At 48.8% G+C, this 15,430-nt stretch carries 14 protein-coding genes; 12 read left to right on the top strand and 2 right to left on the bottom strand.

Translation table 11 applies throughout. The features are described 5' to 3' along the window. Positions 1–169: 169 nt before the first annotated feature. The 6 genes from mnmG (at position 170) to deoC (ending at position 6,478) form a co-directional block, all read left to right on the top strand. On the top strand, positions 170–2,044 hold the full coding sequence (mnmG, locus tag BQ5591_RS02300; RefSeq protein ID WP_022162318.1) for a tRNA uridine-5-carboxymethylaminomethyl(34) synthesis enzyme MnmG: 1,875 nt from the start codon (positions 170–172) through the stop codon (positions 2,042–2,044). A gap of 57 nt (positions 2,045–2,101) precedes the next feature. Beyond that, entirely contained in the window at positions 2,102–2,635 is a 534-nt protein-coding gene (locus tag BQ5591_RS02295; protein WP_071148272.1) for an adenine phosphoribosyltransferase, read from the top strand. Positions 2,636–2,755: 120 nt separating this feature from the next. After that, the gene (gene uvrC, locus BQ5591_RS02290) at positions 2,756–4,582 is read left to right on the top strand and encodes an excinuclease ABC subunit UvrC (RefSeq protein WP_071148271.1); all 1,827 of its coding nucleotides are present in this window, start codon (positions 2,756–2,758) and stop codon (positions 4,580–4,582) included. Between the two features lie 143 nt (positions 4,583–4,725). After that, a complete protein-coding gene (dtd, locus tag BQ5591_RS02285) occupies positions 4,726–5,178 on the top strand; it encodes a D-aminoacyl-tRNA deacylase (RefSeq protein WP_022162315.1) in 453 nt (150 codons plus the stop codon). 44 nt (positions 5,179–5,222) lie between these two features. Continuing rightward, positions 5,223–5,549, top strand: a complete 327-nt coding sequence (locus tag BQ5591_RS02280; RefSeq protein WP_071148569.1) for a nucleotide pyrophosphohydrolase — start codon at positions 5,223–5,225, stop codon at positions 5,547–5,549. Between the two features lie 26 nt (positions 5,550–5,575). Then, the gene (deoC, locus tag BQ5591_RS02275; RefSeq protein WP_071148270.1) at positions 5,576–6,478 is read left to right on the top strand and encodes a deoxyribose-phosphate aldolase; all 903 of its coding nucleotides are present in this window, start codon (positions 5,576–5,578) and stop codon (positions 6,476–6,478) included. A gap of 324 nt (positions 6,479–6,802) precedes the next feature. Here the strand turns inward: deoC and BQ5591_RS02270 are convergent, their stop codons facing one another. Continuing rightward, complete coding sequence (locus tag BQ5591_RS02270) at positions 6,803–7,777, bottom strand: polyprenyl synthetase family protein (protein WP_071148269.1); 975 nt, start codon at positions 7,775–7,777, stop codon at positions 6,803–6,805. A 77-nt stretch (positions 7,778–7,854) separates the two neighbouring features. Between BQ5591_RS02270 and polA the strand changes: the two genes are divergently transcribed. After that, a complete protein-coding gene (gene polA / locus BQ5591_RS02265) occupies positions 7,855–10,713 on the top strand; it encodes a DNA polymerase I (protein WP_071148268.1) in 2,859 nt (952 codons plus the stop codon). Between the two features lie 277 nt (positions 10,714–10,990). Beyond that, entirely contained in the window at positions 10,991–11,374 is a 384-nt protein-coding gene (locus BQ5591_RS02260) for a DUF3836 domain-containing protein (protein ID WP_022162308.1), read from the top strand. A gap of 148 nt (positions 11,375–11,522) precedes the next feature. Here BQ5591_RS02260 and BQ5591_RS02255 read toward each other — a convergent pair whose 3' ends face one another. After that, a complete protein-coding gene (locus BQ5591_RS02255; protein WP_071148267.1) occupies positions 11,523–12,467 on the bottom strand; it encodes a DMT family transporter in 945 nt (314 codons plus the stop codon). A 192-nt stretch (positions 12,468–12,659) separates the two neighbouring features. Between BQ5591_RS02255 and BQ5591_RS21315 the strand changes: the two genes are divergently transcribed. The 4 genes from BQ5591_RS21315 to BQ5591_RS21310 all read left to right on the top strand — a co-directional run bounded on the left by BQ5591_RS21315 (position 12,660) and on the right by BQ5591_RS21310 (position 15,424). Further along, positions 12,660–13,100: a hypothetical protein gene (locus BQ5591_RS21315; protein ID WP_159434416.1), complete on the top strand. Its 441-nt coding sequence runs from the start codon at positions 12,660–12,662 to the stop codon at positions 13,098–13,100. 77 nt (positions 13,101–13,177) lie between these two features. Then, positions 13,178–14,281, top strand: a complete 1,104-nt coding sequence (gene ychF, locus BQ5591_RS02245; RefSeq protein WP_022162306.1) for a redox-regulated ATPase YchF — start codon at positions 13,178–13,180, stop codon at positions 14,279–14,281. Between the two features lie 140 nt (positions 14,282–14,421). Further along, a complete protein-coding gene (locus BQ5591_RS02240; RefSeq protein ID WP_071148265.1) occupies positions 14,422–15,234 on the top strand; it encodes a carboxypeptidase-like regulatory domain-containing protein in 813 nt (270 codons plus the stop codon). Between the two features lie 43 nt (positions 15,235–15,277). Then, on the top strand, positions 15,278–15,424 hold the full coding sequence (locus BQ5591_RS21310; protein WP_159434415.1) for a hypothetical protein: 147 nt from the start codon (positions 15,278–15,280) through the stop codon (positions 15,422–15,424). The last annotated feature ends 6 nt before the right edge of the window (positions 15,425–15,430 follow it).

The following is a 15,430-nucleotide window of genomic DNA, read 5'->3' as shown; positions in this document are numbered from 1 at the left end:
CTATCATCCGAACATAAGATAAAAGAATCTGTTCAATAAATAGAACGATAAAACCAAACTGCAATTCCTGACCAGTTTTTCTTATAATTCATAAGTAATAAGCAGCAGAAAGTAAAACCTTAACCTAACTTTTTAGTAACTTTGCATCAGTAATAACAGTTTTAGACGAATGGAATTTAAATACGATGTAATTGTAATCGGTGCCGGGCATGCCGGATGTGAAGCCGCAGCAGCTGCTGCCAATTTAGGATCCAAAACGTGTCTCATCACTATGGACATGAATAAAATCGGGCAGATGAGCTGTAATCCGGCTGTGGGTGGTATTGCCAAAGGACAGATTGTGCGCGAAATCGATGCACTGGGTGGATACATGGGATTAGTAACAGACAAAACCGCTATCCAATTCCGGATTCTGAACCGATCAAAAGGACCGGCCATGTGGAGTCCACGTGCCCAATGCGACCGTGGCAAATTCATTTGGGCCTGGCGGGAAATTCTGGAGAACATACCCAACTTACATATTTGGCAGGACACCGTAAACGGAATTCTCGTTGAAAACGGAGAAGTAACAGGAGTAAAAACCGTGTGGGGGGTAACTTTCCACGCCAAATGTGTAGTTCTGACAGCAGGTACCTTCCTGAACGGACTGATGCACGTAGGACGAACCATGCTTCCTGGCGGACGAATGGCCGAACCAGCTTCTTACGAATTGACCGAATCTATCGCACAGCACGGCATTACCTATGGCCGTATGAAAACAGGTACGCCGGTACGCATCGATGGACGAAGCGTTCACTACGACTGTATGGAGATTCAAGATGGCGAAGCAGATTTCCACAAGTTCTCATTCATGAATACAGGCACACGTCATCTGAAACAGTTGCCTTGTTGGACATGCTTCACCAACGAAGAAACGCACCAGATACTGCGTGAAGGTTTACCTGAATCTCCCCTTTTCAACGGACAGATCAAAAGTATAGGGCCACGCTACTGTCCAAGTATCGAGACCAAGATTGTAACCTTCCCCGACAAGGAGCAACACCAATTATTTCTGGAACCGGAAGGAGAAACAACCCGCGAACTGTATTTGAACGGTTTTTCATCGTCTCTTCCCATGGAAATACAGATTGCAGCACTTAAAAAGATTCCTGCATTCAGAGACCTCGTCATTTATCGTCCTGGTTATGCCATCGAATACGATTACTTCGACCCAACCCAACTGAAACACACGTTGGAAACAAAAAAAATAAAGAATCTGTTCTTTGCCGGACAAGTAAACGGAACGACAGGATACGAAGAAGCTGCCGGACAAGGAATCATAGCCGGCATCAACGCACATATCAATTGCCACGGAGGAGAACCTTTCACATTGGGACGCGATGAAGCATATATCGGCGTACTCATCGATGATTTGGTTACTAAAGGCGTAGACGAGCCTTACCGAATGTTTACCTCACGAGCAGAATATCGCATACTGCTTCGTATGGACGATGCAGACATGCGCCTGACAGAGAAGTCATGGAAACTGGGACTAGCCCAAAACGATCGCTATGAGTTATTACGAAAAAAACGTGAAGCCATCGAAAGCTTGGTTCAGTTTACTCGCAATTATTCCATGAAACCTGCATTGATTAATTCCACATTAGAGTCGTTAGGTACTACTCCACTCCGACAAGGATGCAAACTAATCGACTTAATAAATCGCCCGCAAATAACAATCGAAAATATGAGTGAACACGTAAGTGCCTTGAAGCGGGAATTGGATAAGATAACAGAGCGGAAAGAAGAAATTATCGAAGCTGCTGAAATCTTAATCAAATACGAAGGATATATTGGTCGAGAGCGTATCATAGCCGACAAGCTGGCTCGTTTGGAAAGCATCAAGATCAAAGGGAAGTTCGACTATAACTCAATCCAATCTCTATCTACCGAAGCCCGGCAGAAGTTAGTGAAGATAGATCCGGAGACTATCGCCCAAGCAAGTCGTATACCGGGAGTATCACCGAGCGATATCAATGTTCTCTTAGTCCTTTCGGGCCGCTAAGACGAACGCGTTCCACGTGAAACAAATAATTCAATAAACGCATTAAAACATCTGATTATGAACAAAGAAACAATTATCAAAAGTATCCGAGAAATACCTGATTTCCCGATACCGGGAATCTTGTTCTATGACGTAACAACCATGTTCAAAGACCGTGAAGCTTTAAAGAGCATCCTGGACATACTCTACGAGACATACAAGGATAAAGGCATCACAAAAGTTGTCGGACTCGAATCAAGAGGCTTCATTATGGCACCTGCCCTCGCCATCCGATTAGGAGCAGGATTTGTTCCAATCCGCAAACCCGGGAAGCTTCCGGCTGAGACAATCGAGCTAAGCTACGATAAAGAGTATGGAAAGGACACTATACAGATACACAAGGATGCCATCAGCGAAGATGACGTTGTCCTGATCCACGACGATTTACTGGCTACGGGAGGCACCATGGCTGCAGCCTGCCAATTAGTACGACAGCTGAACAAAAACAAGCTATACGTCAATTTCATCATCGAATTAAAGAATCTGCACGGAAGAGAGAAAATAGCTCAAAATGATATTGAAATAGAATCCATATTGACTTTCGACAGATAAGTATACATAAAAGAGTTTCTTTGCTTCCTTTTCATCGCAGATAGAAAAGCCCGGAGCAAAGAAACTTCAGCATACGTCCTACCCCCATCCATACGCCCATCGAACGTAAAGCATACTAAAATGGAAGAGTTAAAAACCAACGATTATCTGAAAGGCATTGTCTCCAACCTACCCGAAGGCCCTGGCATTTACCAATACCTGAATACTGAAGGCACCATTATATACGTAGGAAAGGCCAAAAACCTGAAACGCCGTGTATCGTCTTACTTCAACCGAGAACACGAGCCAGGTAAGACTCGGGTACTGGTTAGCAAGATTGCCGATATACGATACATCGTGGTCAATACCGAGGAAGATGCCCTGTTGCTCGAAAACAACCTGATCAAGAAATACAAGCCACGCTACAACGTCTTGTTGAAGGACGACAAAACCTACCCTTCCATTTGCGTTCAAAACGAATATTTTCCACGTATTTTCAAGACGAGAAGAATCATACGAAACGGCTCTTCCTACTATGGGCCCTACAGCCATATACCTTCGATGAATGCCGTGCTCGATCTGATTAAGCACCTCTACCCGCTACGCACCTGCAACCTGAACCTTTCGCCCGAAAACATCCGAAACGGAAAGTTCAACGTCTGCTTGGAATACCACATCAAGAACTGCGCAGGCCCATGCATAGGGAAACAGAGCATGGACGAATACATGAAGAATATCGATGAAATCAAGGAAATACTAAAAGGAAATACGCAATATATCGAACGAATGCTTTTCCAGCAGATGCAGGAACTGGCAGCCGAAATGAAATTTGAGGAAGCACAAAAGGTGAAAGAGAAATACATGCTGCTGGTAAACTACCGCTCCAAGTCGGAAGTAGTAAGCAACATACTGCACAACATTGATGTTTTCTCCATCGAGGAAGACAACGATGCCAACTCCGCTTTCATCAACTACCTGCACATCACAAATGGTGCCATCAACCAGGCTTTCACCTTCGAATACAAGAAACGCCTGAACGAAACCAAAGAAGAGTTGCTGGCACTGGGCATCATCGAAATGCGCGAACGCTACAAAAGCCTTTCACGTGAAATCATCGTTCCTTTCGAGCTGGACATTGAGCTGAAAGATGTCGTTTTCACCGTGCCGCAACGAGGTGACAAAAAGAAACTGCTCGACCTTTCCCTACTCAACGTCAAACAGTACAAAGCCGACCGACTGAAACAGGCCGAAAAGCTGAATCCGGAGCAACGAACCGTCAGACTGCTGAAGGAAATACAGGACGAACTGCACCTCAAAAGGCTTCCCATGCAGATAGAATGTTTCGACAACTCGAACATACAAGGCTCCGACCCCGTGGCCGGATGCGTCGTATTCATCAAAGGAAAACCGTCGAAAAAAGACTATCGGAAGTACAACATCAAGACCGTAGAAGGACCGGACGACTATGCTTCCATGAAAGAAGTCGTCAGGCGGCGTTATCAGCGCGCCATTGAAGAGAAACAACCCTTGCCCGACCTGCTTATCACCGACGGAGGAAAAGGGCAAATGAGCGCCGTAAAAGAGGTGATAGACGAACTGCAAATCGATGTTCCCATCGCAGGACTGGCCAAGGACGGGAAACACCGCACTTCAGAGCTGCTTTATGGGTTTCCGCCACAAACCATCGGGCTGAAACAGAACACGCCCCTCTTCCACCTGCTGACAAGGATTCAGGACGAAGTACACCGCTATGCCATCACTTTCCATCGCGACAAACGTAGCAAACGGCAGATCGCATCAGCGCTGGATGACATCAAAGGAATAGGCGAAAAGACCAAGACCGCCCTGCTTAAAGAATTCAAGAGCGTAAAGCGGATCAGGGAAGCATCGCAAGAAGCACTGAGCGCCGTTGTAGGCGAAGCGAAAGCGAAAACCATCAAAGAGTTCTTCGAGACAGCCAACTCGTAAAGCGCAGCTGCCTCAAAACACTCCTTTACCCAAAACAGACAGACAGGAAAAAGGGCTAATATCATGCAGGATTTTGGCTCAGTCTGTTTTTTATAATGCGGATAATCTGTATATTTGTAACCCAACTGTAAAATAAAAACAAAATGAGAGTAGTGATACAACGTGCCGGACATGCCTCCGTCACCATCAACGGACATTGCAAATCGGCCATCGGAAAAGGACTGATGATACTGGTAGGCATCGAAGAAGCCGACAACCACGAAGACATCGACTGGCTGTGCAAGAAGATAGTCAACCTGCGTATTTTCGACGATGAAAACGGCGTTATGAACAAATCTGTTCTTGATATTGACGGCGAAATACTTGTCATCAGCCAGTTCACCCTTCATGCCTCGACCAAGAAAGGAAACCGCCCCTCGTATATCCACGCTGCCAAACCAGACATCTCCATACCGCTATACGAAGAGTTTTGCCGCTGCCTGACTGAGGCATTGGGCAAGGAAATCGGTACAGGCGAATTCGGAGCAGACATGAAAGTAGAGCTGCTGAACGACGGACCGGTAACCATCTGCATAGACACCAAAAACAAAGAATGAAAGGAGTACAGACGATGAATACGGAAGAAAACAGCCCCACAGGCATCACCCTGCACGATGCCCAGCAGCAAGTAGACAACTGGATAAAACAATACGGTGTGCGCTACTTCAGCGAACTGACCAACATGGCCGTATTGACCGAAGAAGTTGGAGAACTGGCTCGCGTGATGGCCCGGAAATACGGCGACCAGTCGTTCAAACAAGGCGAAAAAGACAATCTGGACGAAGAGATAGCCGACATCCTCTGGGTGCTTCTATGCATCGCCAACCAGACAGGTGTAGATGTCACCGAAGCCTTCAGACAAACCTTGGAAAAGAAGACACGCCGAGATAACCAACGGCACCTGAATAACGAAAAACTAAGACAATAATAACCCTACCCTAAAAGAGAAACATCATGGATAAAAACGAACCGAACAAGAGCAAGTACGATGCCGCTCTAGCCAAGTACAACACCCAGCTGGACGATGCCGAAGTAGCTGCCCAGGTAGCCAAAATCATGACAGAAAAAGTCCCTGCAAACGATACCATGGACGTCAAGAAGTTTCTGTTCAACTGCATCGATCTGACCACACTGAAGAGTGAAGACAGCGATGAAAGCGTAATGAAATTTACCCAAAAAGTCAACCAGTTCGACGAACTGCACCCCGACCTGAAAAACGTAGCAGCCATCTGCGTATACCCCAACTTCGCTGAAATAGTAAAAGACACGCTCGAAGTGGAAGACGTGAAAATAGCCTGCGTATCGGGTGGATTCCCCTCCTCGCAGACATTCATCGAGGTTAAAGTAGCCGAAACAGCCATGGCCATCATGGAAGGTGCCGACGAGATAGACATCGTTATTTCAGTAGGCAAGTTCCTCAGTGGAAACTACGAAGAAATGTGCGACGAAATACAGGAACTGAAAGAGACTTGCAAGGATCATCACCTGAAAGTCATTCTGGAAACAGGTGCCCTGAAGACCGCTTCGAACATCAAGAAAGCCTCTATCCTATCCATGTATGCCGGTGCCGACTTCATCAAGACTTCTACCGGAAAACAGCAGCCTGCCGCCACTCCCGAAGCCGCTTACGTTATGTGTCAGGCCATCAAAGAATATTACAAAGAGACGGGTATAAAGATCGGTTTCAAGCCCGCCGGAGGCATCAACACAGTGAACGATGCATTGGTATACTACACCATCGTTAAAGAAATACTGGGCGAAGAATGGCTGAACAACAGCCTGTTCCGCTTGGGCACAAGCCGCCTGGCCAACCTGCTGTTGAGCGACATTCTGGGTCAGGAGACAAAATTCTTCTAATTGTCGCCAGTCACTTGCTATCGCCGCCCAACGCCCCTCTTCCGCAAAAGGAAAGGGACAAACAGCTTTCAATAAGGAACGCTTTTCGGACAACCGGAAGGCGTTTTTTATACTCCTTTTTTCCACGAAAACAGGCAATAAGCGATGTGTCCGAGCCACACAAGTGTTGTTCGTGAGCCGTGCAAGTGTTGCTCGCGAGCCGTGCAAGTGTCTCTCACGAGCCATGCAAGTGTCCTGCAAAGCCCGATAAAACCAGCTGTGTTGAATGAATAAAAGGGAATAATAAAGGTCTCTGCCCAGACCGATGTAGCGACGGGAATGCGCTTATTTCTCGCGTTCTACCACGTAGTTCAAGTAAGCAGTAAGAGCTTGTTTAACGTCCGCATGCCCTTCGGCAGGCAACAAAGCAAAAGCTTTCTCACGATAGTCGTTCATCACCTTTTCAGCATACTCGATGCCTCCGTTTTCCTTGGTGAAACGCACCAAATGCCCGATTTCATCGGCCGAAGCACTACCTTCCTTCACTTTCAGGGCCAGTGCGCGAGCCTCTTCATCGTGGGTAGCGTTCAGTGCATAAAGCACCGGAAGCGTCAGTTTGCCTTCGTGCATGTCGTTACCCGTAGGTTTGCCTATCTCCTTGCTGTCGTAGTAATCGAAGATATCGTCCTTTATCTGGAAGCAAATACCGATGTATTCACCGAACAGACGGGCATCCTCGACTTCTTCATCGGTTGCTCCTACCGACAAAGCCCCCGCTTTGGTACAGGCAGCGAACAAAGCCGCCGTCTTCTTGCGGATAACGTCGAAATAAACCGACTCGGAAAACTCAAGATTGCTAACGTTGGAAAGTTGTAGCAGTTCACCTTCGGCCAAGTCCTGCCCCAATGCAGAAACCACGTCGATAATGTCGTGATTGCGGGTCAGAGCCACCTGTACCAAGGCTGTAGCCAGCAGATAATCGCCCGACAAAACAGCTACCTTATTATTAAACACTGCATTCACCGACAGCTGTCCGCGCCGCTCGCTACTTTCGTCTACCACGTCGTCGTGCACCAGACTGGCCGTATGAAGCAGTTCCAAAGCTGCTGCCGCATGAAGCGTAGACTGGTTGACTTCTCCAAACAGCTTGCCCATAAGCAACACCAGCATCGGACGCATCCTCTTCCCACTCCTTTGCCGGATATGCTCAATGACACTCTTCAACAAGGGGTTAGAACTGGAAAGGGAGCTGTCAAATAGCCTATTGAAGTCGCCCAATTCGGTAGAAATAGGATTTTTAATTATCGATATACTGTTCATGCACTGCTATTTGACCGCAAAAATAGTAATAAACAGTATTTTTTTGTACTTTTACCATGAAAAAAAGGATTAAATGTATGAATTCAACCAATAAACTATTCCTTCTCGACGCTTATGCCCTGATATATCGGGCCTATTATGCGCTTATCAAGAACCCGCGAATCAACTCCAAAGGCTTCAATACATCCGCCATACTGGGCTTTGTAAACACGCTGGAAGAAGTCCTGAAGAAAGAGAACCCTACCCACATCGGAGTCGCCTTCGACCCCGCAGGTCCCACCTTCCGACACGAGGCCTACGAACAGTACAAGGCGCAGCGCGAAGAAACACCCGAAACCATCCGCCTCTCCGTACCTATTATAAAAGACATCATCCGCGCCTACCGCATCCCCATTCTGGAGGTGCCGGGCTACGAAGCCGATGACGTAATAGGCACACTGGCCACCGAAGCCGGACGACAGGGCATCACCACCTACATGATGACGCCCGACAAAGACTACGGACAATTGGTCAGCGAAAACGTCTTCATGTACCGTCCCAAGCACACGGGCGGCTTCGAGGTAATGGGTATCAACGAGGTAAAGGCTAAATTCAGTATCGATTCCATTCCACAGGTCATCGACATGCTTGGCCTGATGGGCGACGCATCGGACAACATACCCGGTTGTCCCGGCGTGGGCGAGAAAACCGCTCAAAAGCTGATAGCCCAGTTCGGCAGCATCGAAAATCTGCTCGAACACACCGACCAACTGAAAGGAGCCTTGAAGACCAAAGTAGAGGCGAACCGCGAAATGATCACTTTCTCCAAATTCCTGGCCACCATCAAGACCGATGCTCCCATCGCACTCGACATGGACAGCCTGGTACGCGAAGAACCCGACGAGCAGGAACTCCGCAAGATTTTCGGTGAACTGGAATTCCGCACACTCATCGACCGTGTCCTTGGCAAAGGCAATACTTCCGCTCCGACTACAGGTCAATCGGCAGCAGGCACACCCGACCTTTTTGCCGGAACTCTGTTTGCACAGCCGCAAGCCAGCCTCGCCACCAACACCCTACCCCAGCAAGGCGATTTGTTTGCCGAAATTGCGGACGAGGGGGCGAGCGCTCCGGAAAAAACAAATCTGACGCGATTAGAAATGCTCGATTACGACTACCAACTTATTGATACAGAAGAGAAAAGAGCAGAATTTTTTCAAAAGTTACTTACAACAGAAATTCTTGCAATAGATACAGAGACTACAAGCACCGAAGCCATGGAGGCCGAACTTGTGGGAATGAGCTTCAGCGACAGCGAAAACAAAGGTTACTACGTACCCGTACCAGCTAACCGTGAAGAAGCGTTAAGAATTGTAAACGACCTTCGCCCGCTCTACGAAAACGAAAAATCGGTGAAAGTCGGCCAGAACATCAAGTACGACATGATCGTTTTACAGAATTACGGAGTCAAAGTGCAAGGCCCGTTGTTCGACACCATGCTTGCCCACTACGTGCTTCAGCCCGAGCTGCGACATAACATGGACTACCTGGCCGAAATCTACCTGCACTATCAGACCATCCACATCGACGAACTGATAGGCCCCCGCGGGAAGAACCAGAAAAGTATGCGCGATCTCGCACCCGAAGAAGTCTATCGTTACGCCTGCGAAGACGCCGACGTCACCCTGAAGCTGAAAAACGTCCTTGAAAAGGAACTGAAAGCACAAGGAGTAGAACGCCTCTTCTACGAAATCGAAATGCCCCTTGTCCCCGTACTGGTGAACATCGAGACCAACGGCGTGCGCATCGACACCGAAGCCCTTAAGCAAACCTCGGCACACTTCACAGCCCGTTTGCAGGAAATCGAGAAAGCCATCTACGAGCTGGCCGGCGAAACCTTCAATATCGGCTCGCCCAAGCAAGTAGGCGAAGTACTCTTCGACAAACTGAAAATCACCGGCAAGGCCAAGAAGACAAAAACCGGACAGTACGTCACCAGCGAAGAAGTGCTCGAAAGCCTGCGCAGCAAGCATCCTATCATCGACAAGATACTCGAACATCGCGGACTAAAGAAACTGCTCGGCACCTACATCGACGCCCTGCCCCAGCTCATCAATCCGCGCACGGGACGCATACATACGTCCTTCAACCAGGCAGTCACCGCTACAGGACGGCTTAGTTCGAGCAACCCCAACCTGCAGAACATCCCCATCCGCGACGAGGACGGCAAGGAAATACGCAAAGCCTTTATCCCCGACGACGGTTGCGAGTTCTTCTCGGCAGACTACTCGCAGATAGAACTGCGCATCATGGCGCATCTGAGCGGCGACCCCAACATGATCGAAGCCTTCTGTAGCGGCCACGACATTCACGCTGCTACGGCCGCCCAAATCTATAAGACCGATATAAAAGAAGTAACATCGGACATGCGCCGCAAGGCCAAAACGGCCAACTTCGGTATCATCTACGGCATTTCAGTCTTCGGACTGGCTGAGCGTATGAACGTAGACCGTAAGGAAGCCAAAGAACTGATCGACGGCTATTTCGAAACCTATCCCCAAGTAAAGGAGTATATGGACCGAAGCATCGAGGTGGCACGCGAACACGGCTATGTGGAGACCATCTTCCACCGCAAGCGTTTCCTGCCCGACATCAACTCAAGAAATGCCGTCGTGCGTGGCTATGCCGAGCGAAATGCCATCAATGCCCCCATACAAGGCAGTGCCGCCGACATCATCAAAGTAGCCATGGCGCGCATCTATCAGCGCTTTGTCAGTTACAATCTGAAAGCAAAGATGATTTTGCAGGTGCACGACGAACTGAATTTCAGCGTTCCGGCCGAAGAAAAGGAGCTCGTGCAGAAAATTGTAATCGAGGAAATGGAAAACGCCTATCGCATGCAGGTGCCCCTGAGAGCCGATTGCGGATGGGGAAAGAACTGGTTGGAGGCGCACTAAGCAGGTCTATAACTTTATTTAACTTACAATCAGAAAGCAACAAAAGCATTCCTTTCGAAATGCAGTTTGCACCATAGAATATCCGGCAACCTTCCTGCCGGATATTTTTTATTTATAAAGATTGCCAAAAAGAAAGTCATACCCAGCATAGAGAATTGACATTTTGACATTATTTTCACCCGTTTTTGTTTTCATATCAATAAAATCACTACCTTTGCAGCCGTTTTCGAGAACATAATGATAGAAATTTGAAATATAACTTAAAAACATAGCAATCATGAAAACTTTAAAAACTTTGATCTTATCTTCTATTCTCGCTGTATGTGGAATGAACGTTAACGCTTTCAATTCGAACAATCTCGTTTACAATTCGCAAGAAGTAGACGGACTGATGGTAGGACAGACTGTTTACAAAGCAGACGGCGCTTTGCTGGCCAACTACATGAAGTATAACTATAAGTACGACGACCAGAAACGCATGATCGAGAACGAAGCTTTGAAATGGAACAGCGAACAGAATAAATGGGAAAAAGACATTTGTATCCATTATACTTACCAGGGTAAGACCTTGACTACAGAGTACTACAAATGGAACAAAAAGAAAGGCGCTTATGTAATCGTTCCGGAACTGACCGTTACAATGGATAATCCCAACATGTAACAACCGGACGGCCCTGCCAATTCTCTCTTAAAAATACTCTCATAAATAACCAAAAACCTTTTTTACATAACAGAAAAGCCGGAGTGCGCGATGCATTCCGGCTTTTATTTTTATCGGCTGTCTGTCGGCTAAACGACAGACAGAGGGGTTAAGCGTGTTTCTTGCGATGCAACGGCAACCGCGGGAAAAGCTTGCGGAAGCGCACCAAATGCGACGTTATGTTTCCGCCTGCCACAACAAATGTCACGGCTACGATAATCAGCACCAGTCCGCAGAACACACGCAGCGTGATTGTCTCGCCAAAGACCATCACACCGATGATGACTGCCGTCACCGGCTCCAAAGCGCCCAAAATGGCGGTAGGGGTAGAGCCGATATACTGAATGGCGCTCGTAGTACAAAGGAACGAAATGGCCGTAGGGAAGACTGCCAGTCCCAGCAGATTGCCCCAAAGATACCACTGGCTGGCTTCCGGCGTATGCCACTCGCCGCTATTCCACAGGCGAACCACAAAAAGCGACACACCGAACAGAAGCACATAGAAAGTGACCTTCAGCGTAGCCACTTCCTTAAGCGATCCCTGATTGACTCCTACAATATATATAGCATACGAAAGCGACGAAGCAAACACAAATGCCGTGCCCACCAGACTCAGCGTAGCACCGTCGCCGCCCTTATACAGCAGACCGATGCCGCTCAGGGCAAGCACCATACACAAGGCCAGTTGCCACGTCAGCTTCTCCTTATAGACAAAAGCCATAATCAGCGTCACCATGATAGGGTAGACAAACAGCAGGGTCGAGGCAATGCCCACGTCCATGTAGTTGTAGCTCTCGAACAGCGTGAGCGAAGATATGGCCACCAGCAGTCCCATCACGATGAGCGGGAAGACCTGCCTGCGCTCCAGCCGGAAGTTACGTCCGCGTGCCTTCAGCATGATGCCCAGCAAAGGGATGGCGAACAAATACCTGTAGAACAACACCGAATCGGGATTCATTCCCGCCTTGTAAAGGGGCAAGGCAAACAGCGGGTTCATGCCATAAGATGCCGCCGCCACTGCTCCCAGAAGATAACCTTTCGCTTTTGAATTCATAACAATTTAGATTTTGCGCCTGCAAAAGTAATACAGAAAAAGCAATCCGCCAACACCCGCCACCTCCCTATCTTCAGCCCCTCGAACAAGGGTAAGTTACATTTTGACACTTTGCTTTTCCAAGCCCTTCAGAATCCGTTTTTCCGGCCCGATACCAAGGTTGGCCGTCGTTCCGAAAGCAAAAATCCGTAGTTGGCAGAAGCACAGAATGATAGCAAAATACTTACAAATAAAATAGAGAAAAAGCACTCCGAAAAGGGTGCGGAAACGACGTTTTCCGTCACGAAAAGCCACGCTTCCGCAGGCAACAAGCATTGCTGCCGAACCGCACAAGCAATCCGGCCGAACCGCACAAGCATTCCAGCCGCAGTACACAAGCATTGCGGACAAAGAAAACAAGCAACTTTCCGCATAAACATACGCCATGCTGGCAATTCACGCACATATTCATGCAATTTGACTAACGAAATCGCCCTCTTTCCACGCTATTTTCCGTTAACCGAAGAAATGCTTCGTCAGCCAAAAGCGCCAAATGCTATCATTCCGAAAGCACAATTCCCTGTTTCCCGACACCGTGCTTCTCGTTCTTCTTCCGCTTTCGCCCCGCCCCATACAAACGTTTATTACCTCTAAATAATAGAAGGAAACGAAGAAAAAGCATTATCTTTGCAGCCAATTAACTGAACAATAACTAAAAACAAGATAGACTTATGGCATTAAAAGCAGGTATCGTGGGCCTTCCCAACGTGGGAAAATCCACCCTTTTCAACTGCCTGTCCAGCGCAAAGGCACAGGCAGCCAACTTCCCCTTCTGTACCATCGACGCCCAAATGGGCCAGGTATCCGTGCCCGACGAGCGTCTGACCCGCCTGGCCGAGATTGTACATCCGGGACGCATCGTTCCCGCCGTGTGCGACATTGTCGACATTGCCGGCCTCGTCAAAGGTGCCAGCAAGGGCGAAGGCCTGGGCAACCAGTTCCTGGGCAACATCCGCGAGTGCGACGCCATCATCCACGTGCTGCGCTGCTTCGACAACGGTAACATCGTCCACGTAGACGGCTCCGTCAACCCCGTGCGCGACAAGGAAATCATCGACACCGAGCTCCAGCTGAAAGACCTTGAAACCGTAGAAAACCGCATCAAGCGCGTAGAAAAGGTAGCCAAGGTGGGCGGCGACAAGATGGCCAAGATAGAATACGGCCTGCTGCTGCGCTACAAGGAAGCCCTCGAACAGGGTCTCAGCGCCCGCACCGTGACTTGCGAAAATGAAGAAGAGGAAGTCTGCGCCAAGCAGATGTTCCTGCTTACTACCAAACCCGTCCTCTACGTGTGCAACGTCGACGACACCTCTGCCGCCACCGGCAACGCTTACGTCGAGCAGGTACGCGAAGCCATCAAGGGCGAGGACGCCCAGCTGATGATTATCTCCGCACAGACCGAAGCCGACATTGCCGAACTGGAGACTTACGAAGAGAAACAGATGTTCCTCGAAGACCTCGGTCTGAAGGAAAGCGGCTGCAACCGCCTCATCAAGGCCATCTACAGTCTGCTCAATCTGGAGACCTTTATCACCGCCGGCGAAATGGAAGTGAAAGCCTGGACCTACCACAAGGGTTGGAAAGCTCCGCAATGTGCCGGTGTCATCCACACCGACTTCGAGAAAGGCTTCATCCGCGCCGAGGTCATTAAGTACGACGACTACATCAAGTACGGTTCCGAAGCCGCCGTGCGCGAAGCTGGTAAGCTCAGCATCGAAGGCAAGGACTACGTGGTGCAGGACGGCGACATCATGCACTTCCGTTTCAACGTGTAAAGTTGAGTTGACGAGTTAACGAGTTGACAAGTTGACGAGTTGACAAGGTTATAAGAGAATAGACGGAGAAGGCTTTGCGGGAGATATGCCCGAGCCTTCTCCGGTCTGTAATCCCCAATTAGAAAAACAAGCGCAAGCCAATGAAAGCAATCCTTTTATTCCTCCTCGCCTTTCTGGTTCTCCCCCTACAGGCACAGACCGCAACCGACAGTGTAACCATCAGCGGACGGGTGACCGACTACGAAGGACACCCCATCGACAGCTGTTCACTCTTCTGGCAAACACCGTCGTTCGACGATGTAGTCCAAGGCATGACAAATGCCGACGGACGCTACACGGTGCGCCTTCCCCGTGGGAAATACCAAAGCATGGGCGCTCTGCGCATGGATACCTATCCGCACACCCCAAAAGGTTCGACCCTGCCGGCCGCCGACCAACGGCTCGAATTCTGGGCATGGGATTTCATTGCCGACCGCGACACTACGCTCGATATCCGCTACCACCGCATGGAAGTCTACGGCCTGCGCGTGTTCCGCATCCCCGGCGCCATGCCCTGCTATCAGATATTCGTCCGCCCCATGAGCCTGACCCGTTTCCAACAGATGGAAGCGGATAAAGCCCAACATGCCCAAGACGTGAGCAACATCGAACAAGGAGCTGCACGCGACGATGCACGCGCCGTCCGCCTGGCTCCCATCCTCGACCGTCTGAAAGCTACCGTCTGGATAAACGGCGAAGAAGTCCCCATCCTGATGAAACAGGAAATCAAAGAATACTTTTCGGCCGACGAATGGGGAAACGCCTACCTGCTCACCGTAGATCGTCCCAAACAAGACACCGCCCTGCCCTATCACGTCTTCAAGGTAGAACTGGAGGACTTGGACAACGGCGACCGCGGCGAAGGAATCTACTATATGGAGAAAGAACAGTATGTGACAGGGAAAGGCAGTTAAACCCTCGAATCATAACAGAATAACAAACCTCATTCTTACAGATATGGAAAAGCAGGAAGGAGAAATCAAAACAACAGGTAAGCATATAGGGAATACACTAAAAGAAGAAATTGCCAATCTGACAGTTGTCGCAAAATTTGCGACAACTGCCGAAAAGACTGTAGTTCGGTATGACGGAACGAATAAATAACGACTA

The sequence above is a fragment of the Bacteroides ndongoniae genome, assembly GCF_900108345.1.
Classification (GTDB): domain Bacteria; phylum Bacteroidota; class Bacteroidia; order Bacteroidales; family Bacteroidaceae; genus Bacteroides; species Bacteroides ndongoniae.
This window is presented reverse-complemented; position numbering and strand designations above follow the sequence as displayed.

Coding starts and splice junctions, on each gene's coding strand:
- mnmG (WP_022162318.1), top strand. CDS start 170: ATGGAATTTAAATACGATGTAATTGTAATCGGTGCCGGGCATGCCGGA.
- BQ5591_RS02295 (WP_071148272.1), top strand. CDS start 2,102: ATGAACAAAGAAACAATTATCAAAAGTATCCGAGAAATACCTGATTTC.
- uvrC (WP_071148271.1), top strand. CDS start 2,756: ATGGAAGAGTTAAAAACCAACGATTATCTGAAAGGCATTGTCTCCAAC.
- dtd (WP_022162315.1), top strand. CDS start 4,726: ATGAGAGTAGTGATACAACGTGCCGGACATGCCTCCGTCACCATCAAC.
- deoC (WP_071148270.1), top strand. CDS start 5,576: ATGGATAAAAACGAACCGAACAAGAGCAAGTACGATGCCGCTCTAGCC.
- BQ5591_RS02270 (WP_071148269.1), bottom strand. CDS start 7,777: ATGAACAGTATATCGATAATTAAAAATCCTATTTCTACCGAATTGGGC.
- polA (WP_071148268.1), top strand. CDS start 7,855: ATGAATTCAACCAATAAACTATTCCTTCTCGACGCTTATGCCCTGATA.
- BQ5591_RS02260 (WP_022162308.1), top strand. CDS start 10,991: ATGAAAACTTTAAAAACTTTGATCTTATCTTCTATTCTCGCTGTATGT.
- BQ5591_RS02255 (WP_071148267.1), bottom strand. CDS start 12,467: ATGAATTCAAAAGCGAAAGGTTATCTTCTGGGAGCAGTGGCGGCGGCA.
- ychF (WP_022162306.1), top strand. CDS start 13,178: ATGGCATTAAAAGCAGGTATCGTGGGCCTTCCCAACGTGGGAAAATCC.
- BQ5591_RS02240 (WP_071148265.1), top strand. CDS start 14,422: ATGAAAGCAATCCTTTTATTCCTCCTCGCCTTTCTGGTTCTCCCCCTA.
- BQ5591_RS21310 (WP_159434415.1), top strand. CDS start 15,278: ATGGAAAAGCAGGAAGGAGAAATCAAAACAACAGGTAAGCATATAGGG.